Source organism: Rhodococcus sp. p52 (assembly GCF_000763325.2).
In the GTDB taxonomy this organism is placed as follows: Bacteria; Actinomycetota; Actinomycetes; order Mycobacteriales; family Mycobacteriaceae; genus Rhodococcus; species Rhodococcus pyridinivorans.
Genome location: NZ_CP016821.1, coordinates 71361 through 96755 on the forward strand (window position 1 = coordinate 71361; position 25395 = coordinate 96755).

Sequence of the window (25395 nt, forward strand, 5' to 3'; positions counted from 1 at the left end):
TCTAAGCTGCCGCCAGAATATAGATGGGCATCGATGAATGCAGCCATCGATGCCGATCGATATAGTGGGGGTATGACATCACTCGGCCTGCCGACCCCGGCCATCCCCGGCGCGGAGGTGGACATCGACGCCCTGAGCCCCGAGGACGCGGCCACCTACGCCGGGTGGTTCGCCTGCCTGGCCGAGCCCACCCGGGTGCGGCTGCTGCACCACGTCGCCGCCCGCCCGGCCGGCATCACCGTCGGGGAACTCGCCGAGATCCTCGGGGTCGGCCAGCCCACCATCTCCCATCACGTCCGCAAGCTCGCCGACGTCGGCTTCGTCACCACCGGCAAACACGGCACCAGCACCGTGGTGATGGTCAACCCGAGTTGCTGCAGCGACCTGCCCAGTGCCGCCGACGCGGTGATGGGGGTGCTCACCGCCCACCCGTGCTGCCCCGAGGACGTCCCGGCCGACGTGAGCGTGCGTCCGCTCGCCGGCCGCGATTGGGAGGCGGTGCGCCGCATCTACGGAGAGGGCATCGCCACCGGTACTGCGACGTTCACCACCGAGGTTCCCACCCGCGAGGTGCTCGAGGACCAGTGGCTGCCCGGGCATCGGTGGGTCGCCGAGATCGAGGGCCAGGTGGTCGGCTGGGCAGCGTTGAGCCCGGTGTCGGGGCGCGAGTGCTACCGGGGGGTGGCCGAGAACTCGGTGTACGTCGGCGACGGCATGCGCGGACGCGGGGTCGGCAAAGCGCTGCTGCGTACCCAGGTCATCGCCGCCGATCAGGCCGGACTGTGGACGCTGCAGACCTCCATCTTCCCGGAGAACCGTCCCAGCCTCGCCCTGCACCATTCGGCGGGGTTTCGCACCGTCGGTGTGCGCGAACGCATCGGCAAACTCGCCGGGGTGTGGCGCGATACGGTACTGCTCGAACGCCGCTCCGAGTCCGTTCCCGCCGCTGACAACCACTGACGAACGGGACCGACCGCCATGGATATCGAACTGCTGTACTTCGACGGCTGCCCGAACTGGCAGCTCGCCCGCGACCGCCTCGCCGAGGCCCTGGCCGCAACCGGCAACGCCGGCACCCCGATCCGGCTGCGCCGTATCGAGACCCCGGAGGCTGCTGAGCGCGCCGCCTTCGCGGGCTCCCCGACGATCCGCATCGACGGGATCGACCCGTTCGGTCCCACCGAGGGTGTCGGGTTGACCTGCCGCGTCTACCGCACCGCCGACGGACCCGGCGGCGCCCCGAGCACCGCGGAGCTGATCGACGTGCTCCGCCGGGTCGAAGGTCGGCAGGGCTGAGCCGGTGTCGGGCTTGACCTTCGAGTCGACTCGAAGGTTTACCGTCGAGGAGTGAGCACGATGCTGATCTCCCAGTTCGCCGAACACACCGGTGTCCCGGCCACCACCTTGCGGTTCTACGAATCCGCAGGACTGGTCCCGGCGGGGCGCACCGACAGTGGATATCGCGTCTACGGAGATCGGGATGTCGACCGCGTTGCGTTCATCCAGGCGGCCAAGCACGTGGGACTCCCCTTGGGTGAGATCCGCGAACTACTGGCGGTGTGGGAGCACGATCCCTGCGCCGAGGTCCGTGCGCAGCTACGCCCGAAGATGGCCGCTCGCCTGGACGAGGCCGCCACCCGGACCGCGGAACTCGCCGCCTTCACCGACACGCTTCGGCATGCTCTTGCCCAGCTCGACGACCTGCCTGATCGCGCCGAGCCGTGCGATGCCGGCTGCGGATTCCTTGCGCCGCAGCCCCGCACCCAGGTCGTCGACCCTCCTTTCGCTGCGCCTGGCGCGGCGATCACCGTGCCGGTCGACCCGCCGATTGCCTGCTCCCTCGACGCCGCCGACCACGGGGAACGTGTGCACCGGTGGCAGCAGGTACTCGTCGACGTTGTCCGCGAACCCGGTCCGGCGGATGTGCGACTGCGCCTGCCCATCGACCGAGTCGGTGCACTCGCCGAACTCGCCGCCGCCGAGCAGCACTGCTGCCCGTTCTACGAATTCGACCTGCATCTGCGCGGTACCGAAGTGATCCTCGACGTGGGGGCACCGGCAGCGGCTGCAGAAATGGTGCGCGCGTTGTTCGGCGACGGCACGAGCGCCCCACCTGCTCGCTGACCACCGGTCCCACATCCCTGGCTTTCACAGCCGGTCCCCACTGCTGCCTCGCTCGACCCGCCTCAAAAGGCCTCTACCAGCGCATGTCCGCGACCCAGTGGCTCGAACGCCACCAGATCCTCGTCTACCTCGGTGCCCTGGTGACCGGCGCCGTCGTGGGACTGACCCTGCCGGATTCCTCGTCGGTGTTCGAAGCGAGCATCTACCCGCTGCTCGGGGCACTGCTCTACGCCACCTTCCTGCAGGTGCCGTTCACCACACTGGCCGAGGCCGTCCGCGACCGCCGGTTCCTCACCGCGGCCCTGGTTCTCAATTTCGTCGTCGTCCCGCTCGTCATCGCCGCCCTGACGTTGGTGGTGACATTCCCGCAGGCCGTGCTGCTGGGCATCCTGCTGACCCTGCTCACGCCCTGCATCGACTACGTCATCGTGTTCTCCGGTCTCGCCGGAGGTGACAGCAGGCGACTGCTTGCCGCCTCACCGCTGCTGATGTTCGCCCAGATGGCGGCACTGCCGCTGCTGTTGTGGCTGTTCATGGGATCAGAGCTCACCGATATCGTCGACGTCGCACCGTTCCTCGAGGCGTTTCTCATCCTGATCGTCGCACCGCTCGCCCTGGCGTGGGTCACGCAGGCCCTGGCTGCACGGCGCCGTGTCGGTGTCGTGCTCACCACCGCGTTCACCGCGGCGATGGTTCCACTGATGGCCGGAACCCTGTTCGTCGTCGTGGCTGGTCAGATCCCGAAAATTCGCGACGAACTCCACCACGTCGGCACGGTCATCCCCGTCTACGCCGCCTTCTTGATTCTCATGGCCGGACTCGGATTCATCGCGGCACGAGTGTTCCGGTTCGACGTCGGCCGCTCACGTGCGTTGATCTTCAGTGGTGCCACCCGCAATTCGCTCGTGGTACTTCCGCTCGCGCTCGCCTTACCGGCCGGCTATGCCCTGACCCCCGTCATCGTCGTCACGCAAACCCTGGTCGAGCTCGTCGGCATGGTCCTCTACGTCCGGCTCGTGCCACGCATGGTTCCCGACACACCGACAGCATCTCTGCCGTGAGGCATCGCTCGCACTGTCGATGATCAGGTCATCGACAGTGCGGGGACGCTGATGCGCGGGCGACGTTTGGAACGAGCTCGGCGATCAGCGCCTCGACCTGGGCCTTGATCTCGTCGCGGATCGGCCGCACCGCCTCGACCCCTTGCCCGGCCGGGTCCTCGAGCACCCAGTCCCGGTAGGACTTGCCCGGGAATGCCGGGCAGGTGTCGCCGCACCCCATGGTGATCACCACATCGGAGGCCTGCACTGCGTCGACGGTGAGGATCTTCGGATTCTGCGTGGAGATATCGATCCCCACCTCGGCCATCGCCTCGACCGCAGCGGGGTTGACCTGCGCGGCCGGAGCGGAGCCGGCGGAGCGGACCTCGATCCGATCCCCGGCCAGGGCGGTGAGGAACCCGGCGGCCATCTGGGAACGGCCGGCGTTGTGCACGCACACGAACAGCACCGACGGCGTGCGATCGGTGGCGGAGTGGGTGGTCATGAAGTGGAACGTCCTTTCGTAGAGGAAGGTCAGGCAGAGACAAGATCAGACAGAGACAGCGCCGAGCTCGGTCAGCAGGACACGGACCCGGGCATCGATGTCGTCGCGGATGCCGCGCACCGCCTCGAGCGACTCGTCTTCCGGGTCGAGCAGCGACCAATCGAGGTAGCGCTTGCCCGGATACACCGCGCAGGCGTCACCGCAGCCCATGGTGACCACCACGTCCGCGGCCGCCACCACATCATCAGTGAGCGGTTTGGGGTATTCGGCGCCGAGATCGAGCCCGATCTCGGCCATCGCCTCGACGACAACGGGATGGATCGACGATGCGGGCGCCGATCCGGCGGAGCGCACATGCACGCGTCCGACGCCGTGGTGGGCGAGCAACGCCGCCGCCATCTGGGAGCGGCCGCTGTTGCGCACGCACACGAACAGCACCTCCGGTACGTCCTTGGTGATCGCACCGTCGGCTTGTGCCAGCGCGGTGAGGCGTTCGCCGGCGAACCGGGTGGCCAGGGCGGTCAGGTGCGTGTGGATCTTGGCGGTGCGGCGCAGCGCAGCGTACGACTCGAACACCATCCGTTCCACGGTCTGCGGGGAGAACACCCCGGCGTACTTGTCGGCGAGGTGCTCGGCGGAACGCTGCAGCACCGCCTGAGGCATGAGCAGTTCCGGTTGTGCGGGGTGTGAAGACATCGGTCGCCTCCTGGCGTATCGACTTTTACTGCACAGCAGGGGTATTTGAACTCTTGAAACGCTTGCGCAGCGCCAATGAGACATAGATGAGGGCGACGAGGATCGGCACTTCGATCAGCGGACCGACGACACCGGCCAGAGCTTGACCCGAGGTGACACCGAAGGTGCCGATCGCCACGGCAATAGCGAGTTCGAAGTTGTTGCCCGCAGCGGTGAACGCCAAGGTGGTCGTGCGCTCGTAACCCAGACCGATCGCGGCGCCGAACAGGAACCCACCGCCCCACATGAGGACGAAATAGGCGAGCAGCGGCAACGCGATCCGCGCGACGTCCCACGGCTGCGACGTGATCTGCTCGCCCTGGAGCGCGAACAGGAGCACGATCGTGAACAGCAACCCGTACAGCGCCCACGGTCCGATCTTCGGCAGGAATGTGTCTTCGTACCAGTCACGGCCCTTGGCCTTTTCACCGAAGTGCCGGGTCAGGAAACCGGCGACGAGCGGGATGCCGAGGAAGATCAACACCGATTTGGCGATCTGCCACGGGGAGACGTCGAAAGCGGTCTGCTCGAGTCCGAGCCATCCCGGCAGCACCGAGAGATAGAACCAGCCGAGGACGGCGAACATGATCACCTGGAACACCGAGTTGATCGCGACCAGCACCGCGGCGGCTTCGCGGTCGCCGCACGCGAGGTCGTTCCAGATGATGACCATCGCAATGCAGCGTGCGAGGCCGACGATGATCAGACCCGTGCGGTACTCGGGCAGATCCGGCAGCAGCAACCACGCAAGGGCGAACATCAGCGCCGGGCCGAGTACCCAGTTCAGAATCAACGACGAGATCAGCAGTTTGCGGTCGCCGGTGACGGTGTCGAGACGGTCGTAGCGGACCTTCGCGAGCACCGGATACATCATGATCAGCAGACCGAGGGCGATCGGCAGCGAGATGTTGTCGATCTCGAGGACGCTCAGAGCGTCGCCGAGCCCGGGGATCATCCGGCCGAGCAGCAGGCCGACGACCATGGCGATGCCGATCCACACGGCCAGGAACCGGTCGAGGGTCGACATCTTGCCTGCCACAGAACGGTTTTCGGTCGTAGTGGTCACGAGAGCGTCTCCTCGAGCGCGACGGTCGGGGTGCAGGCCGATGCGGGGAGCACCCCGGCTTCGGTGGCGAGCACCACGGACAGTTGCTTGAGCGCGGCGGGGATCACCCGGTAGTACACCCAGGTACCGCGGCGTTCACAGTCGAGCAGTCCGGCTTCGCGCAGCACCTTGAGGTGGTGCGAGATGGTCGGCTGGGACAGGTCGAAGGCGGGGCTGATGTCGCACACGCAGCTCTCGCCGCCCTGGTGGCTGGCGATCATGCTGAGCATGCGCAGGCGGACCGGATCACCCAGGGCTTTGAACATGCGGGCCAGGTCGGTGGCCCAATCGGAGGTGAGGGGCTCACGTGAGAGGGGCGGGCAGCACGGTTCGGCCCCGCTCGACATCTGATTCGACATACGTCTATATTGACTTCTATCAATTCAATCGTCAACCCGAGTCCGTCGGAAAGGACCACCCCTCGTGCCCACACCCTCGGTGCTGTTCGTGTGCGTGAAAAACGGCGGCAAATCCCAGATGGCTGCCGCCCTCATGCGCAAGACCGCAAGCGACCGGATCGTTGTCCATTCGGCCGGCACCGCGCCCGGCTCGTCGCTCAACGCCCTGTCGATGCAGGTTCTCGAGGAAGTCGGGGCACCCACCGCGGGCGAGTACCCCAAGCCGATCGATCCGCAGCTGCTGTCCGAGGTCGACCTCGTCGTCACCCTCGGCGGCGAAGCCCACGTCGACGCGCCCGCCGGCGTAGTCGTGGAGAACTGGGACACCGACGAGCCGTCCGATCGCGGCATCGACGGCATCGAGCGGATGCGTCTGGTCCGCGGCGACATCGCCACCCGCGTCGACGAACTCGCCACCCGGCTACTCGACGCGACCCGCTGAGCACCTACCCCAACCAGGAGCAGAACACCATGAGCACGATCGCAGTCTTCGAACCGGCCCTGTGCTGCAACACCGGCGTGTGCGGCGAGGACCTCGACCAGAACCTGGTCACCTTCACCGCCGACATGGCCGCGCTGACCGGGCAGGGCGCCACCATCACCCGCCACAATCTGGCCAACGACCCGCTCTCGTTCGCGCACAACGAGACCGTCACAAAGTTCCTCGAACTCGCCGGATCGGACGGTCTTCCGCTGGTGCTCGTCGACGACGTCACCGTAGCTACCGGGCGTTACCCGACCCGCACCGAGCTCGCCACGTGGGCCGACCTCGAGGTTCCCGCCGCAGCGCCGTCCGGGGTGACCATGCTCGGGCTCGCCGACGACAACGACTCGTGCTGCACACCGGACGAGTCCACCTGCTGCTGACCACCCAGATCCGCACCCGCCCGCCGATACCGTCCGACGAGGAGTACCTGCTTCCATGGCTACCGCCGACCCGACGTTTTTGACCGACCCGCCCCGGTTCGTGTTCTTCACCGGCAAAGGCGGGGTCGGCAAGACCTCCATTGCGTGCGCGTCGGCGCTGCGCCTGGCCCGAGCCGGCAAGAGGGTGCTGCTGGTCTCGACCGACCCGACCTCGAACGTCGGGCAGGTCTTCGGTCTGAGCATCGGCAACACCATCACCGAGGTCCCCGCGGCGCCGGGGCTCTCAGCGCTCGAGATCGACCCCGAGCAGGCCGCCGCCGCCTACCGTGAACGCATCGTCGGCCCCGTCCGCGGGTTGCTGCCCGACGCGGAGATCGCGTCGATCACCGAACAGTTGTCCGGCTCGTGCACCACCGAAGTGGCCTCGTTCGACGAATTCACCTCGCTGCTCGCCGATCCCGACGAGCGGGTCGCCGGGTTCGATCACGTGCTGTTCGACACCGCCCCCACCGGCCACACCATCCGGCTGCTGCAGCTGCCCGGCAACTGGACCGAATTCCTCGACAACGGTAAGGGCGACGCCTCCTGTCTCGGGCCACTCGCCGGGCTCGACAAGCAGAAAGCCATGTACGCCGGTGCGGTCGAGGCGCTGTCGGATCCCGAGCGCACCCGCCTGGTGCTCGTCGCCCGCGCCAACCGCGCCGCCCTCGCCGAAATCGCCCGTACCCACGACGAACTCACCGCGATCGGCATGACGAGACAGCATGTGGTCGTCAACGGCGTGCTGCCCACCCCCGTCGACGACACCGATCCGCTGGCGACTGCCGTGTACCACCGCGAACAGGCAGCGCTGGCCACCGTGCCCGATACGATCGCCGGCCTGCCCACCGATTTGATCGAACTCAAAGCGGTGAACATGGTCGGTCTCGATGCCGTGAGCAGCCTGTTCGACGCCGCTTCACCCCCGACCGCCGCGGCCGAGACCGACCTCGTCGCGATTGCCGAGATTGCCGAGGCACCGTTGGCGGATCTGATCGATGCGATCGAGGCCGACGGGCATGGTTTGGTGATGTGTATGGGCAAGGGCGGGGTCGGTAAGACCACCGTCGCCGCCGCGATCGCGGTCGCTCTGGTCCAGCGCGGTCATGACGTGCACCTGACCACCACCGACCCCGCCGCGCATCTGACCGAGACTCTCGCCGGGGAACTCGACCACCTCGAGGTCTCCCGCATCGACCCGCACGAGGCCAGTGAGACCTACCGCAACCGGGTCCTGGCCGCCAAGGGCGCCGGACTCGACGACGCCGGTCGCGCCACCCTCGCCGAAGACCTACTCTCCCCGTGCACCGAAGAAGTCGCAGTGTTCCAGGCGTTTTCCAAGGTCATCCACGAATCACGCCGCAAGTTCGTCGTCATCGACACCGCCCCCACCGGCCACACCCTGCTGCTGCTCGACGCGACCGGCTCGTATCACCGCGAGATCGCCCGGCAGATGGGCGACGGTGCGCAGTTCACCACCCCGCTGATGCGGCTGCAGGACCCGGCACAGACCAAGATTGTGCTGGTCACGCTCGCCGAGACCACCCCGGTGCTCGAGGCCGCCGGTCTGCAGGACGATCTGCGACGCGCCGGTATCGCACCGTGGGCGTGGGTGGTCAACAACTCCCTGGCCGCAGCGGAGCCCACCGCACCGCTGCTCCGCCGGCGGGCCGTAGCCGAACTCGAGCAGATCGACAAGGTCCGGGGTGAGCTTGCCGACCGGTACGCGGTGATTCCGCTATCCACCACCGAACCCGTCGGAATCACCGCGGTGGGATCCTTGGCCGAACTGCGTCCGGAACCGTCGCCGGTGCAGTAGCTACCTGTAGAGGATTCAGCGGAACTTCTCCCGCGGAAGTCCGTCCACAGGTCTACCCAGAATCGGGAGCTACTCGCCGCTCGAGTATTGAAACTCGATGCTGCGACGATGTATCGGACATTATCGCCCACCCTGCCGCCTGAATACCCGTGGAGAAGAACTGTGCCGACTGTCCTTGCGTCCGACACCACCGATCTTGTGTCCGCGGTGGGTGCGGCTGTCGGTGGTGGTGCGACGGTCGTGGCCGCAGCGGCGGCGGTCGCCGCAGCTTTCGTGGCTGTTCGCACGTTGCGGGCGACGAAGCGTGACAGTCGGGACCGATCACGGCCGATGGTCGGTGCTGAATTGGTGATCGATCCTCAACTATCTGCTCGGACGGCGTCTCTGGTCGTACGCAACTTCGGACCCTCGGTGGCGTACAACGTCAAGGTCGAATTCGACCCACCACTGGCTGAGCAACCTACCCACAGCGGCCAGCCGAGCATCATCGCATTCCTCCTCAAGCGCTACGCCGACCCCATCCCCACCTTCATGCCCGGTAACGAACTGTCCAACATCTATTTCATCGGCAAAGAGGACCCGGACGACCCCGACCGGTCCATCCGCAACGATGAACAGATCCCCGATCGAGTCACCGTGACCATCACCTACGGATCTGCCCCCAACGAGCGTGATACCTACAGCGACACGTTCGTGCTCGACATGAGCGTCCATAGGTGGGGAACATTCTCGACGCACTCGGACTCACTGCACTCCCTGCAGAAACGCTCAACACAGGCATTGGAGAAGATCGCCCCCGCGATGGCGCACCTCGCCACGGACATCGGACGGATCGAGGAGTACCTCAAGCCCGAAAAGATCCGAGCACAGCAGGCCGCCGAAAAGATCGAGGAATGTCGCCAGATGCGCGAATTGAGCCGCCAGATGCTCGGAGACCGTTCTCCGTACGCGGACGAGGATGGAGAAGAGCGGCATGCCACCAACCCGCTGAACTCGAACGCCTTACGGTCACCCGGTGACGACAGCGTCCCGGACGGAATCCGCTCGCTCCAGGACCTGCGGGCACTCGCTCGCACGATCCGCAGCTCGAGCCGGCCGGACCCGAAGGAAATCGCCGCTGCGACGACCGCAGACACGTCCGCTGCGACTCCATACACCGATCTGGGAGGCATCAACGACACCGACCCGGACCCGGCCGGGCGGCAGAAGCCATGAACCGCACCCGCGGCGAGGACGGGGCCACCGTGTTGGTGATCGCCGGACGCAGCATCGACATCGACACCGCGACCGCCACGGCCCACGGCTATCCGGCGGTGACCGTGGCCCGCTACGACCTGCCCGGACCCGGAGCACTCAAGGAGATCACCGCCGACGAGATCGCCCGCACCCACAAGGTGCGCTCCCGCATCAGCCACGCCCAACTCGACTGGTTCATCCGTACCGCCGTCGACGCCCCGTGGGCGGCGGCGCCGATCGAAGCACAACTGGTCGAGGCCGACCCGAACATCAGCGGCGAGCTCTACGACCGGGCCGAAGCCCTCTACGACCATTTCCGCACGGCCGCGCCCCGGCACGTGGGGGTAGCCAAGATCAGCAAGGTGCTCCACCTCAAACGCCCCGGATTGTTCCCCATCCTCGACTCGAAGGTCAGGTGGGTGAGGTCGAGGTGGAGGCGCCGCAGCAGCTGGGCGTTGAGCGCGTCGAGAGGGGATGCGATGGCAGAAGAGTCCACTCTGGGGTCTACCGTGAACAAGTGCGCCGTGTGATGTTTCTTCTCCGTCCGAGCTGGTTCATTCTGGCCGTGGTGGTAGTCGGTTTCGCGTATGGGTGCTTCACCCTGCTCGCCCCGTGGCAGCTGAGCAAGAACACGAGCACCGAGGATCGGAATGCGCGGATCTCGGCATCGATGGCGCAGGACCCGGTCCCTGTCGCCGAGCTGCTCGGCGGTGACAGTGCGACGATCGACGACGAGTGGAGGCGGGTCGTCGCGCAGGGCTCGTATCTGCCCGACTCTGATGTGCTCGTCCGGTTGCGCAGCGTCGAATCCCAACCCGCGTACGAAGTGCTCACGCCGTTTGCGCTGGGTAATGGTCGGACGATTCTCGTCAATCGAGGTTATGTGCGTCCGGTACGCGGTAGCGAGGTCCCCGCAATCCCCGCCGCACCGGGCGGAAATGTCTCGCTCGATGCTCGGATCCGCAAGTCCCAAGGCACAATGGACGGCAAGGAGCCCTTCACTGACGCGGGCTATCAGCAAGTGTATTTTATCGACGCGCCGCAGGTCGCGGCTGTGACGGGTCTCGAACTCGAAGACGTCTACCTACAACTCGATGCTCACCAGCCGGGCGGGCTCGGAGTCATCCCACTTCCCCAACTTGATGCGGGTCCGTATCTGTCGTACGGGCTGCAGTGGCTCGCGTTCGGGATCATGGCCCCAATGGGACTGGGGGATTTCGTGTGGGCGGAGTTGAAGGAACGCCGCAAGGTGAAGGCCACCCGAACCGACGACGAGACGCCGCTCTCCGCGAGCGAGAGTCTCGCCGCCCGGTACGGCCGACCGCGGTAACCGAGCCCAACGTTGTGCTCCGATTCGACAGTCCACGAGCTACGCGGGCAGCGACGGCCATCTTTGGACCGCGCACATTTCAGCATCAACGCCCAGCGGTTCCTCATGCATCGCGCAAAAGGTCCAGCACACAAAGTGCCGTGCCGGTTTCGGGATCTGCGCTGTAGAATGAGACGGAAAGTTTTCTTCCCTTCTGAGCGAAGGGAGAGTCAGGTCGCAGGACTCGTTCACCTCGGTTCGACGGTATGAGGGCAAGTCGAGTCCTGCGATTCTGGCCGCCACATGATTGCCCGGCCCTCAACATAATCCGTGTCCGCGCAGCACAACGTGCGGGTAGTCCCCCTGACTGGCCCCTTTCGAACTCGGACAGCAAGTAGTAGATGAGGAAGACGGTGCACTACCGGACTTGTTGTTCCGTCTGACTCAATCGCAGCGAGAGGCGCGGTGTCAGGTGGGTCGAGTGAGCATCGAAACCAGATCCTCCGGGACCTGCATCGGGGTCATCAGCCCCGCCGAAGTACGCCCGGTGTTGCCTTGAGGGTAGCGGCCCAGCGCCGAGCCGGGAGCGGCGAGCAGAATCCGCACGACCTGGCCCACAGCCTCGCGGCGATCACGCTGGCGCAGCGCCAAGGTGAACATGGCGAGGTGGTTGCGGGTGTGCGGCCACGGGTAGGGCTGGGACAAGATGTGGGCGCGTTCGAGGTGGCGCCAGCGCCTGACATCGTCGCTGCTATGTCGAGCGGCGGTCATCTCCGCGGTGTAGAGGGTGCGCAGCTGTTCGGGCATTCGACTCATGAGATGTGGTCCCTGTTGGAGGTTGCGAGAAGCAGGGCGCCGACGACGAGGACAACACCGCAGGTGATGTAGGTGTCGGCGAGGTTGAAGGTGGGCCACCACCCGGTGTGGAAATAATCGGTGACTTTGCCATCAAGGAAGCGGTCGACGACGTTGGCGGTGGCGCCGGCGACGATCGCGGCCAGGCCGATGGTCTGGATCAGTGGACTGTCGAGTGCAGTGCGCCAGGCGAACACGCCGATCGTCACGGTGAGGGCAGCGGTGACGGCAAGAACGACGGTAGGGGGGAGCTGGTCACCGAGACTGAACGCGACCCCGGTGTTGTAGGCCAACCGTAGTTGCAACAACCCGAAATCGATTGCCCGCCCACCGGACAGCGCGTCGCGCGCCACCGGATCGAGGGCCAACGCGACCGCAGCCAGGGCACCCACCAGCACGACGAGAATACCTCGGCCGCAACGCCGCCTGCCCACGGGCACTACGGACGACACGGAGTTGTCCTTATCTGTCATGACCGAGCTCCGGCGACCGGCACGGATGACTTTGTCGATTCTGTTGTCGCGGTCAGGCTCCGGGCGTGTCCGGCGCGCACCCCGTTGGCGATCACAATGATCTCGGCGATCTCGTGGACCAGGACGACGGCGGCCAGCCCGAGTATCCCGAACAGGGCCAGGGGCATCAGGACGGTGATGATCGCGAGCGAGAGGCCGACGTTCTGCAACATGATCGTCCGGGAGCGTCGGGCGTGCTGCAGGGCTTGGGGTAGGTGCCGCAAGTCCTCACCCATCAGGGCGACATCGGCGGTTTCGATGGCGACGTCGGTGCCCATCGCGCCCATCGCGATCCCGAGGTCGGCGGTGGCCAGGGCCGGGGCGTCGTTGACGCCGTCGCCGACCATCGCCGTCGGCCGCGTACCGCGGAGAGTGTCGATGATGCGGGCCTTGTCCTCCGGACGCAGATCGGCGTGGACCTCGTCGATGCCGACGGCGGCGGCCAACGCTCGTGCGGTGCGCTCGTTGTCGCCGGTGAGCATCGCCACGGTGTAACCGTCGCGGCGCAACTCAGCGACGACGTCGCGGGCTTCGGGGCGCAGTTCGTCGCGCACCGCGACCGCGCCGATCAGGGCGCCGTCGCATTCGATGAGCACCGCGGTGGCTCCGGCGTGCTGCATCCGCTCGATATCCGCGGCCAGGGGGCCAGGATCGATCCAGCCGGGCCGGCCGAGCCGGGCGGGGATGCCGCCGACGTGTCCGGTCAGTCCGGCCCCGGGGACCGCATCGACGTCCTCGGCCGGGGTGTAGTCGTCGACGGCGGCGAGGATCGCTGCGGCGAGGGGGTGTTCGCTGCGGGCCTCGAGGGCGGCGGCGACGTTCAGGACGTCGCCGCGGGTGGCGCCGCCGGTGGTGGCGACGTCGATGACCTCGGGGCGGTTGCGGGTCAGGGTGCCGGTCTTGTCCAGCGCGACGGTGCGGATCCGGCCCAACGCTTCGAGGGCGGCACCGCCCTTGACCAGGACACCGAGCTTGGACGCGGCGCCGATCGCGGCGACCACCGTGACCGGGATCGCGATGGCCAGCGCACACGGGGACGCGGCGACCAGCACCACCAGGGCGCGTTCGATCCACACCAGCGGATCGCCGAACACGCTGCCGATCGCGGCGATCAGCGCCGCGGCAACCATCACCCCCGGAACCAGAGGCTTGGCGATCTTGTCGGCCAGACGCTGGGCCTCGCCCTTGCGGGACTGCTCGGCCTCGACGATCCGCACGATCTTGGCCAGCGAGTTGTCCTGCGCACCGGCGGTGACCTCGACCTCGAGAACGCCGGTGCCGTTGATCGAGCCGGCGAACACCTCGGAGCCCGGTGCGGCCTCGACCGGGACGGATTCGCCGGTGATCGCGGAGGTGTCCAGGGCGGTGCGGCCGGTGCGGATGGTGCCGTCGGTGGCGAGCCGCTCCCCGGGTTTGACGATCATGATCTCCCCGAGCACCAACTCTGCGGGGGCGACGGTCTGTTCACGACCGCCACGCAGGACGGTGGCGGTGTCCGGCACCAGATTCAGCAGGGCGCGTAGGCCGCGGCGGGTGCGGGGGACCGCGTACTCTTCGAGGCCCTCGCTGATGGCGAACAGAAAGGCGAGCATCGCGGCCTCGCCGACCTCGCCGAGCAGCACGGCGCCGACGGCGGCGATCGTCATCAGAGTGCCGACCCCGATCTTGCCGCGGGCCAGGCGTGTGAGCGTGGAGGGGACGAAGGTGTAGCCGGCGACGATCAGCGCCAGGGCTTCGAGGGTCAGCTTCACCGGGTGGGGGCCGTCGGTCCACCCCACGACCAGGGCGGCAACCAGCAGCAGCCCGGCGACGGCGGCCGCCCGAATCTCGGTGACCTGCCACCACTTGTCGGGCTCGTGGTCTTCCTCACCCTCGACGCGGGGTTCGTCGTGGCCGCAACCGCACGCGTCACTCACGACTTCTCCCCGGTGTCGGTGCTGTAGTTCGGGCACAGCGCGACGGCGTTGCCCGTCGCGGCCAAGAGGGTTTCGGCCGCGGCGAGCAGATCGAGCAGTTCCGGTCGGGTCAGCGAGTAGAACACCTGCCGGCCCTCGGGTCGGCCCTGCACCAGACCGCAGTCCCGCAGGCACGCCACATGCGCGGAAATCGTCGACTGCGCCAAGTCGAGCGCGCCCACCAGATCCGCCACGCGGGCTTCACCGCCGGCGAGCCGGCGCACGATGGCTAGGCGGGTGCCGTCGGAGAGGCTGTGGAACAACGCCACTGCCGAATCCACGGATTCGCGGGCGTGGCAACCCACATCATTGATCGTCATATGACGATAATAACCGGCACTCAACGATATGAATAGGTCGGGTCACCGGCGGGCATCCTCACAGCCCGAATGCATCCCCCTCGGCGAGAATGAACACGCCGAGACCGATCAACACGATCGGAAACAGCACGTGTTCCCAGCGCTCAAGAACCTCGGCGATCGGCTTGCGGGTGGCGAGGTAGCGCGCCGCGATGACCAGAACTGCAACCAAGGCCAAAAAGACGATCGAGTAGGCCACCACCGCGGGGGCTCCGACAGTGACGAACACCGGGACGTAGACCCCGATGTTGTCGCCTCCATTGGCGAACGTAACCGCGGCGACCGTCCCTACCGCGACCTTCTTACCGGCGGTTTTCTGTTCGTCGTCCTCCCCTCGCCCCCGCCATGCCCGCCATGCGGCGTACGCACCCAGAAGCAGAGGGATCAGACCGAAGTAGGCGATCACCTCCTCCGGCAAGAAGGTCGTCGCCCCCACTGCGACCAGAACGGAGGCGGCGAGGATGGCGCCGAATCCCAGATACTGTCCCACCAAAATCGCTGTGGTGGTGCCCCCAACCCCGGCTCCTCGAGCGAAGAACAGCGACAGCACGATGATGTCGTCGATATTGGTCACGAGAAACAGGCCGACCGCCTGCAGGACGGACGCGAGCAGATTCATGAGCACCTTTCGACCCGGCGCCCGAACCCGTCCGCTTACGAGCGATCCGGGAAGACAGCAACGCTTCGGCGCACACCTATAATCGATTGAAGGGGATTATATCGGGTTTCGACGATGACAGAGTCGCCGCCCTGGTGGGATCGCCCTCGGCCACGCCGGCCCCCGGCCCCCGGGACCTCGGGTGCCGCCCAACGCCTCAATCCATCAAGGTGCACATCAACGGCCCCGCAAGGACAGTGACGATGACGGCCCCGAGCAGGACGGTGACGCCGAGACGAACGAGCGGCGGAGGCGGGCTGACCAGCCGCGCGGCGCGGGCGGTGAGCCCACCGCCGCCGCCGAGGGTACCTTCCGGGGCCGGATGCCCACCCAAGGCGAGCAAACCGCCGAGGAGGGCCCGCCTTCCCTGTCCGCGGACCGACACGTCGTCAGCGCACATCTCGAACAGACGCCCGATCTCGGTGGCGCCGACCCGGAACAGGGAAACCCCGGGCAGTGCCGCTGCCACACTGTGGACGACATCGAGCACCAGCGAGTGGCGGCGGCCGAGGTGGGCTCGCTCGTGCGCGAGGACGGCGGCGAGCTGCCGGGGATCGAGCACCGCCAACGCGCCACGGGTGATCACCACCGATCTTTCGCGTCCGGCTATGCAGTACGCCACTCGTTCCTCGGAGTCGATCACCACTGCGTCGAGATCGGGGATGCGACGTCCGACCATCCGGGCCAGGTGGGCGTGCTCATGGGTGCGGGCTCGGCGGCGCTGCACACCCCGGCAGATCCGCCACGCCCCGACGACCCCCACGGCCGCCCCCCGGACAATACGATTCCCGACAGCAGACGCATGTCTGCGCCGGAGTGCTCGCCGACGCTTGTCGAGAGCGCGCCGACACAGTCGACGATCCATCGAGCGGCGTCACCACCTCTGCCGAGCACGTCGACGAGGGCAATCGCCACGGCAGCGGTTGCGGCGACGGACACACCTGTGATTGCGCTCAGCCAGGCGGCCACGCCCAGGCGCGGGGCGATCCCGGCGGCGGTCAGCCGTGCCAGGACCACGGGACCGAACACCGCGACGGCGGCGGCGTAGAGCAGCAGGCAGAGGACGGGGATCACGCGGTGTCCTCGCCGCCGGACAGTCGACGCAGTGCTTGGCGCAGGCTCGCCGACTCCTCCGCGCTCATCTGCTCGACGAAGTGGGTCAAGACCAGATCGGTCTGCCCGCCCGCGTCGAACACCTCGCGCATCAGCCGAGCCGTGTGTTGTTCCCGGCTCAGTGTCGGCCAGTAGGTGAATGCCTTGCCGGTGCGGACCCGTGCCAGCCACCCTTTGCGGTACAGGTTGTCCATCGTCGACATCACCGTGGTGTAGGCGATGTCGCGGTGCGCGGCGAGAGCGTCGAAGATCTGCCGGACCGTGGTGGTGCCCTCGCGCTCCCAGATCCGGTCCATCACCACGGCCTCGAGTTCACCGAACCCCTTCACCCGCACCGTTGCCTCCGCTTTCGTGTCTGCCGTTCTCCCAGGGTAAGGCGGGCCGGATGCGTCCGCGGCCGGTCACCGCCGTTGACCCTCCCGATCACCCGGATCGACCGTGCACCTACTGAGCGCAACCGAGCGGATGGATGTGCCGGTGGCCGGCGGTGTCGAAGTGCACCAGGTCGGTGACCGGATCGAGCACCACGTCGGTCAGGACGGTGTGCAGGCCGATGTGGACTCCGGTCAGCAGTCCGAGCGCCACCGAGTCGTGATCGGCGATGCGCCGAACGGTGAATCGTCGACAGGGCAGGACGGCGGTCAGAAGATCGGGCCACGACTCGGCGCGGTCTTCGGTCGGGAACGGGATGGGACTGCCGAACGGGTTCGACCGCGGATATCCCAGGACCCGGACGAGTCGGACCTCGAACAGTATGCCGACAACATGCTCGAGCCGGTCGGCCTCTCTCGGGAGTTCGATCCACAGCAGGGACAACTCCGGTGCCCTGAAGGTCTTCACCGGGCAGTTCCGCCGCACCACGTTTCTCGCGTGTTGTCGGCCGTGGCCGGTCAACTCCGCTCGGTGCGCCGTGGGGCGGACGATCAGATCGGCGGCCCCCTGGCGTCGGTGCATGGTTGACACTGCTGACAGCCTCCAGCCCAGACGGGCTGCCCGCGCCGTGGTCGAGGTTTCTTCGCAGCGGCCGCTCCGACGGTAGAGGCTCGCAAGGTAGTCCTCCACCGCCTCGAGGTGGTGAACCCGCCACGGGCGCCACAGCGGAGGTGAACCGGTCGTTTTCGGCATGAACGCTTCCTTGCTGGACGAGCCCAGGACCAGCGTTCCCGTCTACATCTACTATCTACGTACGGAGATAGTAGATGCGCGAAAGCGGCGCATCGCGATCGAGGAGGAGGTGAAACATGCAGGAAATGATTGCGAATTTGCAGGCGCTGTGGGACTGCCACGTGATGATGCTCAGCGGCGCATGCCAGATGTGTGCGTCGATGATGTGCTGCTGATCCCGACCGGTCGTCCGATCGAAATACTATCTCGCGTAGTATTTCGGTCGGACGACAACGGAGAGGGGCCACACGTCTACCAGAGCCGCATGGTCGATCACGTGTCTGTTCGTGATCGTCGCGTTCGTGGTGGCGCTGTGGCCCCAACGGGAGGACGACACCGTGACCCCAGCCGATTCCGGGCTACAGCCGACCGCGGTATCCGCCCGCCCCGCCCCGGCACGCAACGCTCTGCCCGACCCGGGCGCGACCCCGCCCTGCCCGACCGGCACGGGCATCGGGGCTGCAGGTCCCCTGGCGGAGGTGACGGTGCGGTGCCTGGGTTCGGACCGCCCCGTCGATCTCGGCGGCGCCCTGGCCGGGGAACCGGCCCTGCTCAACGTGTGGGCCTCGTGGTGCGGACCGTGCCGGGAAGAAATGCCCGTGCTCGATGCCTACGCCCGCGAGCCCGGCGCGGTGCGGGTGATCGGGATCAACGTGCAGGACACCGCGGGCTCCGCCGCGACGCTGATGACCGACCTGCGCATCGGCTACCCCTCGTTCGTCGACACCGACGACCGGGCACAGCAGGCACTGGCCGGCCCACCCGTGTTGCCGCTGACCTTCCTTCTGCAGCGCGACGGTTCGGTGGACCGGATCGCCGAGCCCGCGGTGTTCACAGGCCCGGACCAGGTCCGTGCCGCGGTGAACGGGCTGCTGCGATGACCGGCGTAAAGCCGACAGGCGGCCGGCCGTCTCGACTGCTGGGCCGAGTGGTCCTGGCCGTGGTGGTGCTGGTGGGGGTGAGCGGCTGCGGCACCGGCTCCGACGCCGTCGCCCAGGGTGGCACCTTCGATTTCGTCGCCCCCGGTGGACAGACCGACATTTTCTACGATCCGCCGGCCGACCGCGGCACCCTCGGCGCGCTCTCCGGCCCGGACCTGATGACCGACGGCGTCACCGTCGACCTGGCCGATTACGCCGACCAGGTGGTCGTGCTCAACCTGTGGGGACAGTGGTGCGCCCCGTGCCGCAGCGAAGCCGACGATCTCGAGCGCGCCTACGCAGCCACCCAGGATCTGGGAGTGCAGTTTCTCGGTATCAACGTCCGCGATCCCCAGCGCGACAAGGCCCAGGACTTCGTGATCGACAACAATGTGTCCTACCCATCGATCTACGACCCGCCGATGGCGACCTTGACCGCCCTCGGTGGCGCCTTTCCCACCAGCGTCATCCCGTCCACGCTCGTCCTCGACCGGCAGCATCGCGTCGCGGCGGTGTTCCTGCGGGCCCTGCTGACCGAGGACCTGCAACCGGTCATCGAACGCGTGGCGGCCGAACAGTGACCGTGACTGTGCTCGCGCAGGGAATCGGGGCGAGTTTCCAGACCGCGGCCGCGTCCGGGCCGCTGCTGTTGGCGGTGGGCGCCTGTCTGTTGGCCGGGTTGATCTCGTTCGCCTCTCCGTGCGTGGTGCCCCTGGTGCCCGGCTACCTGTCGTATCTGGCCGGCGTCTCCGGCGCCGAAGCACCGGCCCTGACCCCTGCCGGTGTAGGCACCGCCGGGGTACACACCACGGGCCGGTGGCGGGTCACCGGCGCCGCCGGCCTGTTCGTCGCCGGTTTCACCGTGGTGTTCGTGCTGGCCACCGCCTCGGTATTCGGGGTGATCGGGGCACTGCGGATCAACCAGGAACTGCTCCAACGCCTCGGCGGGGTGATCACCATCGTGATGGGCCTGGCCTTCATCGGCCTGATTCCGGCATTGCAGAAGGACACCCGTTTTGCGCCCCGGCGCATCTCCTCACTCGCCGGCGCCCCGCTGCTCGGTGGGGTCTTCGCGCTGGGGTGGACACCGTGCCTGGGCCCGACGTTGGCCGGGGTGCTGTCTGTGGCGGCCGGCACCGAAGGCACCACCGCCGCCCGCGGAGTGCTGTTGATCGTCGCGTACTGCCTGGGACTGGGACTGCCGTTCATCGCCTTGGCGTTCGGTTCGTCCTCGGCCCTGCGCGGTGTCGGATGGCTGCGCCGCCACTCTCGCACCATTCAAATCGTCGGCGGCGTGATGCTCCTCGCGGTCGGCATCGCTCTGCTGACCGGGGCATGGGAGTTGTTCATCGCGTGGATCCGGGATGAGTTCGTCACCAGCGTGGTGCTACCGATATGACCCTCACCGACCGGAATCCGGCACCACCGCTACCGAGTCCTCCTCCGTGGCGCCGCGCCCTCGCCCAGGCCCGGAACCTGTGGCGTCAGCTCACCTCGATGCGCACCGCCCTGGTGCTGCTGTTCCTGCTCGCGGTCGCCGCGATCCCCGGGGCGCTGCTCCCGCAACGCAACCTCAACGTCGGCAAGGTCGACGAGTACATCGCCGCCCGCCCGGTTCTCGGCCCGCTCCTGGACCGACTCGAAATGTTCGACGTGTTCGCCAGCTTCTGGTTCACCGCCATCTACGCGCTGCTGATGATCTCGCTCATCGGATGTCTGCTCCCGCGCCTGCGCGAGCATCTGCGGGCGCTGCGCAGTGAGCCGGTCGCGGTACCGCGCAATCTGTCCCGGCTGCCGCACCACCACCAGGGAAAACTCGACACTCCCATCGACGACACTCTCGAGCAGGTACAGACCGTGCTGCGCCGGTGGCGAACGGTCACCCGCACCGGCGACGACGGGCACCGGTCGATCTCCGCCGAAAAGGGCTACCTGCGCGAGGCCGGCAACCTGGTCTTCCACTTCTCCCTGGTGGGGTTGTTGGTGGCGGTGGCCACCGGCCGGTTGTTCGGGTACGAGGGCGCGGTGATCGTCATCGCCGACGGCGGTCCCGGGTTCTGCAACACCTCCCCGGCGGTGTACGACTCGTTCCGAGCCGGTACCGCCACCGACGGCACCGGACTCGAGCCCTTCTGCGTCAGGGTCGAGGACTTTTCCGCCGACTACCTCGACAACGGCCAAGCGAAGATGTTCACCTCGAACATCTCCTACCAAAACGGAGAGGACTTGGGCACCGACCGCTGGCAGCAGCACCGACTGCGGGTCAACGAACCGCTGCGCCTGGGCAACGAACGGGTCTACCTCACCGGCCACGGCTACGCGCCCCGGTTCACCGTGACCTTCCCCGACGGACAATCGCGCACCGAAACATTGCAGTTCGCCCCCGAGGACGCCACCACGTTCCTCAGCAGCGGCGCCCTGCGTTTCGATCCGCCCGGCGGCACCTACCCGGATCCGGACGAGCGCCGCCGCAACCAGATCGCGCTCGAAGGGCTGTTCGCGCCCACCGCAGCGTTCGACGGCACCTTGCTGACCTCGGTGTTCCCCGACATGTTGGATCCGGCCGTGGCCATCGACATCTACAAGGGCGATACCGGCCTGGATACCGGCATTCCGCAGTCGATCTTCAAGCTGAACTCCGAAATGATCAATCAGGGCCGGTTGGTCAAACAGGACCGCGTCAACCTGAAGCCCGGCGAGTCCACGACCCTGGCCGACGGTACCGCGGTACGGTTCGACGGCGCCGAGGAATTCGCCTACCTGCAGGTCTCTCATGATCCCGCGCAGAACTGGGTGCTGGTCTTCGCAATCACCATGATGGGCGGACTTCTGGCCTCGCTGGTGATCAAGCGCCGCCGGATCTGGGTGCGGTTGCGCCCTGACGGCGCCGGCACCGCCCTCGAACTGGGGGGATTGGCCCGTACCGACCAGGCCGGGTGGGGTTCGGAGTTCACCGACATCTGTCAGCGCCTGCTACCCGATGTGCCCTCTGCTCCGAAGGAAGACCGATAGCGTATGCCGATTGACGACACCCTCGCCCGCTACTCCGACCTGAGCTTCGAAACAGCCTTCGCCATCTACTTACTGGCGCTGGTGCTGTTCATCGCCGAATTCGCGGCCGTGCGGGTGCGCCGTACCGCACCCATCCTCGCGGCCGCCACCACCTCTGCCACTTCTACCACCTCTGCGGTCCCCGCCGACAGGCCGGGCCGGGTCGCCGAGCCACCCCGGCGGGACCTTTCGGACCGGCTCGGCCGCATGGGCGTCAGCGTCCTCGTGATCGCCCTGATCTTGCACGTTGGTTCGATGGTGCTGCGCGGGCTGGCCACCGCGCGTTTCCCCTGGGGCAACATGTACGAGTTCGTCACCGTCACCTGCGCGGTGGGCGTACTTGCCGGGCTGATCGTGCTGCGCCGCCCGGCGCTGCGCGTGCTGTGGGCATTCGCGCTGATCCCGGTGCTGATCCTGCTGTTCGTCGCTGGCACCGTGCTCTACGCCGATGCCGCCCCGGTGGTGCCGGCGCTACAGTCTTTCTGGCTGCCGATCCACGTCTCGGTCGTGTCCGTCTCGAGCGGAGTTTTCCTCGTCTCCGGGGTGGCCAGCACGCTGTTTCTGCTGGCGTTGAACGCCGAAAAACGCCCGGATACCCGGCTGGCCCGACTCATGCAACGGCTCCCCGACGCCCGCGCCCTCGACCGTCTCGCCTACCGCACGACGATCTTCGCGTTCCCCTTGTTCGGTGCCGGGGTCGTCCTCGGCGCGATCTGGGCCGAAGCCGCCTGGGGCCGGTTCTGGGGCTGGGACCCGAAAGAAACCGTCTCGTTCATCGCATGGGTGATCTACGCCGCCTACCTGCACGCCCGGGCCACCGCCGGCTGGCGGGAAACCCGCGCGGCCTGGATCAACATTGCCGGGTTCGTATCTATGCTGTTCAACCTGTTCATCATCAACATGGTGGTCTCGGGGCTGCACTCCTATGCCGGACTGAACTGACACACCCTGGGCATGTGTACCTGTGTGTACAGGGGTCTGCGCGTCCGCCTAATAGGAGGGAACTCGTCGATGAGTGAGGGGGCCACCACCGTGGCGCTCCCTACCTCGGTGCGCCGCCGCGGACCGGAGTTGTCGGTGCCGGTGCGTAGTGCGGCATCGATTCTGGCCGGGCTGATGCTCTATGCCAGTTTCCCACCCCGCACGGGATGGTGGTTGGCCCCGCTCGCCATTGCCGTGCTCACCGCCGTACTGCACGGCCGACGCAGGCGCGCCGGCTTCGGCTACGGCTACCTGGCCGGGTTGGGGTTCTTTCTGCCCTTGCTGCCCTGGGTCGGTGTCTACGTCGGACCAGTGCCCTGGTTGGCGCTTGCAGCGATCGAGGCGCTCGCGGTCGGGATATTCGGCGCCCTGGCCGCGGCGCTCAGCCGCCGCCCGGCGGCCCCGGTATCGATTGCCGCCGCCTGGGTGGTCACCGAAGCAATACGCGCACGGATTCCGTTCGGAGGATTTCCGTGGGGACGGCTGGCCTTCGGGCAAGCCGAGGGGCCACTTCTGCAGCTGGCTTCCCTTGCTGGGCCTGCCGGTGTGGGCTTCGCCGTCGCGGTGATCGGCACCGCGGTGGTCACAACCGTGATCGCTGCGCGCGAGCGGCGGCCTGCGGTCGCGATGGGTTCGATGCTGCTGGCAGCGGTCGCATTTGCGGCGGCACCGCTCGTCGGGATGCGCGACTCCGCCCGCTTCCCGGCATCGACGGTCACGGTCGCGGCCGTGCAAGGCAACGTGCCGCGAATGGGGCTCGATTTCAACGCCCAGCGTCGGGCCGTGCTCGACAATCACGTCGCGGCGACCGAACGACTTGCCGTCGACGTGGCGTCGGGTCGCGCGCCCCGGCCGCAGCTGGTGGTGTGGCCGGAGAACTCCTCGGACATCGATCCGCTGCGTCAGGCCGATGCCCACGCCGAGCTCGATGAGGCCGCTGCCGCCATCGGCGTGCCCATCCTCGTCGGTGCCGTGCTCGACAACGGGGACGGCACCAGCGGTAACAGTGCGCTGGTGTGGGATCCGGTGACAGGTCCCGGGGCCCGGCACCTCAAGCGGCGCCTGGTGCCATTCGGGGAATATCTGCCGCTGCGCCCGGTGATCGAGCGCCTGTGGCCGGCGGCCGCGCAGGCAGGCCGGTTCATCCCCGGAGACGGTACCGGCCGGGTCGAGCTCAACGGCGTACCGGTGGGGGTGGCGACCTGTTACGAGGTTGCCTTCGACGATGCGGTTGCCGAGTCGGTGCGGGCAGGCGCCCAGTTGCTGGTAGTGCCCACCAACAACGCGACCTTCGGCCGCACCGAGATGACCTACCAGCAGCTGGCCATGTCTCGGCTACGGGCGGTAGAGCACGGGCGGTCCGTGGTGGTCGCGGCTACCAGCGGCGTCAGCGCTCTGATCACTCCCGACGGCGCGGTCACCAACCGCAGTGCGATGTTCACCGCCGACGTCCTCGTCGGTGAGCTGCCCCTGGGTACCCGACTGACCTGGGCGACCCGGCTCGGTTCGGGCCCTGAGGTGCTCGCCGCCGCGGCCGTGATGTGGATCCTGCTCATCGGTCGCCAGAAGGCCCACACCCACCCAATTACTAAGACAGGTAGTTTTTAGCGCCTTCTTAGTATATCGTTTCGTTATCTTACCCGTCGCGGCAACGGCGGATCTACATCGAAAGAGCATGTCAGGAGCGTTATTGTGGGACGGCACCATGCATCAACCCGGAACCAAATCCGTTACCTTACCGATATAGAACCGGGTTCCGCGCCAGGATCCGAAGGACGCCGGGGGCGGCACCGGGCGCCGACGAACCGCGCCACGACCGGGGCATGTGCATCGTCGGTCGCGACCGGCGCACTGCTGATCGTGGGATCTCAGATTCTCGCTCCGGGCACCGCGGCTGCCCAGCCGACCTCGGGTGGTGTGCATGCCGCCGCGCCTGCACCGGTCCCGTTGCCAGCCGAACTCGCAGCACTGGCCGCTCTGCCGGAGGTCGAGGCGGCGCTCGACCAACTCGCCGCGGTTCCGGGTTTTCCCGCGGTAGTGTCCCCTGCCGCCACTGTTCCGGCCCTGCCGTCGAGCTCAGCGGTGCCGACAAACGCAGCCTCCTGGGCGACACCGACACTGCAGCCCCTCGCCGTCGCTCCGGTCTCGGGCACCTTGACCTCCGCGTTCGGACCGCGATGGGGTTCGTCCCACGCCGGTCTGGACATCGCCAACAGCATCGGCACCCCGGTCTATGCTGCCGCCTCGGGCACCGTGATCGACTCCGGCCCGGCCTCCGGGTTCGGTCTGTGGGTCCAGGTCCGGCACGATGACGGGTCCACCAGCACCTATGGCCACATCAACGAAACGCTGGTTGAGGTAGATCAGCGTGTGCAAGCCGGTGAGCAGATCGCCACCGTCGGCAATCGTGGTCAGTCCACCGGTCCGCACCTGCACTTCGAAACCACCGATCCGGCCGGTACGAAGGTAGATCCGACCCAGTGGCTGCAGCAACGGGGTGTACCCCCGACAGACCTGTCGCGGATGGCATAGCCGCCGCGTCGGCTCGGCGATGGCAGCCTCCGACGGCCCCCACGTGGAAAACTATGATTTATAGTATTTACGGTAGGGCGACGGCCTATCGGTGCCGAGGAAGGCAAACGCGGTGAAC

General features: G+C 67.2%; 30 protein-coding genes. 17 read left to right on the forward strand and 13 right to left on the reverse strand.

Annotated features, from left to right (window positions below; genetic code table 11):
* Window positions 1–72: 72 nt before the first annotated feature.
* The 4 genes from IM25_RS24165 (at window position 73) to IM25_RS24180 (ending at window position 3185) form a co-directional block, all read left to right on the forward strand.
* Window positions 73–960: a helix-turn-helix domain-containing GNAT family N-acetyltransferase gene (locus IM25_RS24165; RefSeq protein WP_033098577.1), complete on the forward strand. Its 888-nt coding sequence runs from the start codon at window positions 73–75 to the stop codon at window positions 958–960.
* 18 nt (window positions 961–978) lie between these two features.
* Window positions 979–1296 (forward strand): DF family (seleno)protein, encoded by a 318-nt coding sequence (locus tag IM25_RS24170; RefSeq protein WP_006554203.1) that lies wholly within the window; start codon window positions 979–981, stop codon window positions 1294–1296.
* Between the two features lie 60 nt (window positions 1297–1356).
* Window positions 1357–2124, forward strand: a complete 768-nt coding sequence (locus IM25_RS24175; RefSeq protein ID WP_033098593.1) for a MerR family transcriptional regulator — start codon at window positions 1357–1359, stop codon at window positions 2122–2124.
* An 83-nt stretch (window positions 2125–2207) separates the two neighbouring features.
* Window positions 2208–3185, forward strand: coding sequence for an arsenic resistance protein (locus IM25_RS24180; protein WP_033098576.1), 978 nt, complete (start codon window positions 2208–2210; stop codon window positions 3183–3185).
* A gap of 28 nt (window positions 3186–3213) precedes the next feature.
* Here the strand turns inward: IM25_RS24180 and IM25_RS24185 are convergent, their stop codons facing one another.
* From IM25_RS24185 to IM25_RS24200, 4 genes are read right to left on the reverse strand one after another with little or no spacing between them, the layout of a single operon-like run.
* The gene (locus IM25_RS24185; protein ID WP_033098575.1) at window positions 3214–3669 is read right to left on the reverse strand and encodes an arsenate reductase ArsC; all 456 of its coding nucleotides are present in this window, start codon (window positions 3667–3669) and stop codon (window positions 3214–3216) included.
* A gap of 45 nt (window positions 3670–3714) precedes the next feature.
* A complete protein-coding gene (locus IM25_RS24190) occupies window positions 3715–4365 on the reverse strand; it encodes an arsenate reductase ArsC (RefSeq protein WP_006554200.1) in 651 nt (216 codons plus the stop codon).
* A 25-nt stretch (window positions 4366–4390) separates the two neighbouring features.
* The gene (gene arsB / locus IM25_RS24195) at window positions 4391–5431 is read right to left on the reverse strand and encodes an ACR3 family arsenite efflux transporter (protein ID WP_198162603.1); all 1041 of its coding nucleotides are present in this window, start codon (window positions 5429–5431) and stop codon (window positions 4391–4393) included.
* A gap of 35 nt (window positions 5432–5466) precedes the next feature.
* On the reverse strand, window positions 5467–5868 hold the full coding sequence (locus IM25_RS24200; RefSeq protein ID WP_033098573.1) for an ArsR/SmtB family transcription factor: 402 nt from the start codon (window positions 5866–5868) through the stop codon (window positions 5467–5469).
* Between the two features lie 118 nt (window positions 5869–5986).
* On the opposite strand from IM25_RS24200, the gene IM25_RS24205 reads away from it, so the two are divergent.
* The 6 genes from IM25_RS24205 to IM25_RS24230 all read left to right on the forward strand — a co-directional run bounded on the left by IM25_RS24205 (window position 5987) and on the right by IM25_RS24230 (window position 11198).
* Window positions 5987–6349: an arsenate-mycothiol transferase ArsC gene (locus IM25_RS24205; RefSeq protein ID WP_442971926.1), complete on the forward strand. Its 363-nt coding sequence runs from the start codon at window positions 5987–5989 to the stop codon at window positions 6347–6349.
* Window positions 6350–6378: 29 nt separating this feature from the next.
* Window positions 6379–6774: an arsenite efflux transporter metallochaperone ArsD gene (gene arsD, locus IM25_RS24210; protein WP_033098571.1), complete on the forward strand. Its 396-nt coding sequence runs from the start codon at window positions 6379–6381 to the stop codon at window positions 6772–6774.
* Window positions 6775–6829: 55 nt separating this feature from the next.
* Window positions 6830–8632, forward strand: coding sequence for an arsenical pump-driving ATPase (gene arsA, locus IM25_RS24215; RefSeq protein WP_033098570.1), 1803 nt, complete (start codon window positions 6830–6832; stop codon window positions 8630–8632).
* Window positions 8633–8872: 240 nt separating this feature from the next.
* Window positions 8873–9847, forward strand: coding sequence for a hypothetical protein (locus IM25_RS24220; RefSeq protein WP_147430370.1), 975 nt, complete (start codon window positions 8873–8875; stop codon window positions 9845–9847).
* Window positions 9844–10398 (forward strand): DUF6308 family protein, encoded by a 555-nt coding sequence (locus tag IM25_RS24225; RefSeq protein ID WP_232333527.1) that lies wholly within the window; start codon window positions 9844–9846, stop codon window positions 10396–10398. The genes IM25_RS24220 and IM25_RS24225 overlap by 4 nt, the downstream gene beginning before the upstream one ends.
* A complete protein-coding gene (locus IM25_RS24230; RefSeq protein WP_065996613.1) occupies window positions 10386–11198 on the forward strand; it encodes an SURF1 family cytochrome oxidase biogenesis protein in 813 nt (270 codons plus the stop codon). Before IM25_RS24225 ends, IM25_RS24230 begins: the two co-directional genes overlap by 13 nt.
* Before the next feature lie 447 nt (window positions 11199–11645).
* Here IM25_RS24230 and IM25_RS24235 read toward each other — a convergent pair whose 3' ends face one another.
* From IM25_RS24235 to IM25_RS25790, 9 genes are all read right to left on the reverse strand, one after another.
* A complete protein-coding gene (locus IM25_RS24235; RefSeq protein WP_033098568.1) occupies window positions 11646–11993 on the reverse strand; it encodes a DUF3703 domain-containing protein in 348 nt (115 codons plus the stop codon).
* On the reverse strand, window positions 11990–12505 hold the full coding sequence (gene lspA / locus IM25_RS24240) for a signal peptidase II (RefSeq protein ID WP_051121673.1): 516 nt from the start codon (window positions 12503–12505) through the stop codon (window positions 11990–11992). The genes IM25_RS24235 and lspA overlap by 4 nt, the downstream gene beginning before the upstream one ends.
* On the reverse strand, window positions 12502–14460 hold the full coding sequence (locus tag IM25_RS24245) for a heavy metal translocating P-type ATPase (RefSeq protein WP_065996614.1): 1959 nt from the start codon (window positions 14458–14460) through the stop codon (window positions 12502–12504). Before IM25_RS24245 ends, lspA begins: the two co-directional genes overlap by 4 nt.
* Window positions 14457–14819: an ArsR/SmtB family transcription factor gene (locus IM25_RS24250; protein ID WP_081263498.1), complete on the reverse strand. Its 363-nt coding sequence runs from the start codon at window positions 14817–14819 to the stop codon at window positions 14457–14459. The genes IM25_RS24245 and IM25_RS24250 overlap by 4 nt, the downstream gene beginning before the upstream one ends.
* Before the next feature lie 58 nt (window positions 14820–14877).
* Entirely contained in the window at window positions 14878–15477 is a 600-nt protein-coding gene (locus IM25_RS24255; RefSeq protein ID WP_006554188.1) for a cadmium resistance transporter, read from the reverse strand.
* A 196-nt stretch (window positions 15478–15673) separates the two neighbouring features.
* Window positions 15674–16195, reverse strand: a complete 522-nt coding sequence (locus tag IM25_RS24260) for a M56 family metallopeptidase (RefSeq protein WP_051121672.1) — start codon at window positions 16193–16195, stop codon at window positions 15674–15676.
* Window positions 16156–16590 carry a hypothetical protein gene (locus tag IM25_RS26560; RefSeq protein WP_006554186.1) on the reverse strand — a complete coding sequence of 145 codons (435 nt, stop codon included), beginning with the start codon at window positions 16588–16590 and terminating at the stop codon, window positions 16156–16158. Before IM25_RS26560 ends, IM25_RS24260 begins: the two co-directional genes overlap by 40 nt.
* Complete coding sequence (locus IM25_RS24265; protein ID WP_033098566.1) at window positions 16587–16964, reverse strand: BlaI/MecI/CopY family transcriptional regulator; 378 nt, start codon at window positions 16962–16964, stop codon at window positions 16587–16589. Before IM25_RS24265 ends, IM25_RS26560 begins: the two co-directional genes overlap by 4 nt.
* Before the next feature lie 109 nt (window positions 16965–17073).
* The gene (locus IM25_RS25790; protein WP_006554184.1) at window positions 17074–17469 is read right to left on the reverse strand and encodes an iron dependent repressor, metal binding and dimerization domain protein; all 396 of its coding nucleotides are present in this window, start codon (window positions 17467–17469) and stop codon (window positions 17074–17076) included.
* 611 nt (window positions 17470–18080) lie between these two features.
* On the opposite strand from IM25_RS25790, the gene IM25_RS24275 reads away from it, so the two are divergent.
* From IM25_RS24275 to IM25_RS24305, 7 genes are all read left to right on the forward strand, one after another.
* Window positions 18081–18674, forward strand: coding sequence for a TlpA family protein disulfide reductase (locus IM25_RS24275; protein WP_198162597.1), 594 nt, complete (start codon window positions 18081–18083; stop codon window positions 18672–18674).
* The gene (locus IM25_RS24280; RefSeq protein WP_051121670.1) at window positions 18671–19294 is read left to right on the forward strand and encodes a TlpA disulfide reductase family protein; all 624 of its coding nucleotides are present in this window, start codon (window positions 18671–18673) and stop codon (window positions 19292–19294) included. Before IM25_RS24275 ends, IM25_RS24280 begins: the two co-directional genes overlap by 4 nt.
* A gap of 2 nt (window positions 19295–19296) precedes the next feature.
* On the forward strand, window positions 19297–20112 hold the full coding sequence (locus IM25_RS24285) for a cytochrome c biogenesis CcdA family protein (RefSeq protein WP_033098587.1): 816 nt from the start codon (window positions 19297–19299) through the stop codon (window positions 20110–20112).
* Window positions 20109–21725, forward strand: coding sequence for a cytochrome c biogenesis protein ResB (gene resB, locus IM25_RS24290; RefSeq protein WP_006554180.1), 1617 nt, complete (start codon window positions 20109–20111; stop codon window positions 21723–21725). Before IM25_RS24285 ends, resB begins: the two co-directional genes overlap by 4 nt.
* Window positions 21726–21728: 3 nt before the next feature.
* Window positions 21729–22706, forward strand: a complete 978-nt coding sequence (gene ccsB / locus IM25_RS24295; protein WP_006554179.1) for a c-type cytochrome biogenesis protein CcsB — start codon at window positions 21729–21731, stop codon at window positions 22704–22706.
* A gap of 69 nt (window positions 22707–22775) precedes the next feature.
* Entirely contained in the window at window positions 22776–24353 is a 1578-nt protein-coding gene (gene lnt, locus IM25_RS24300; RefSeq protein WP_006554178.1) for an apolipoprotein N-acyltransferase, read from the forward strand.
* Between the two features lie 252 nt (window positions 24354–24605).
* On the forward strand, window positions 24606–25277 hold the full coding sequence (locus IM25_RS24305; RefSeq protein WP_006554177.1) for a M23 family metallopeptidase: 672 nt from the start codon (window positions 24606–24608) through the stop codon (window positions 25275–25277).
* The last annotated feature ends 118 nt before the right edge of the window (window positions 25278–25395 follow it).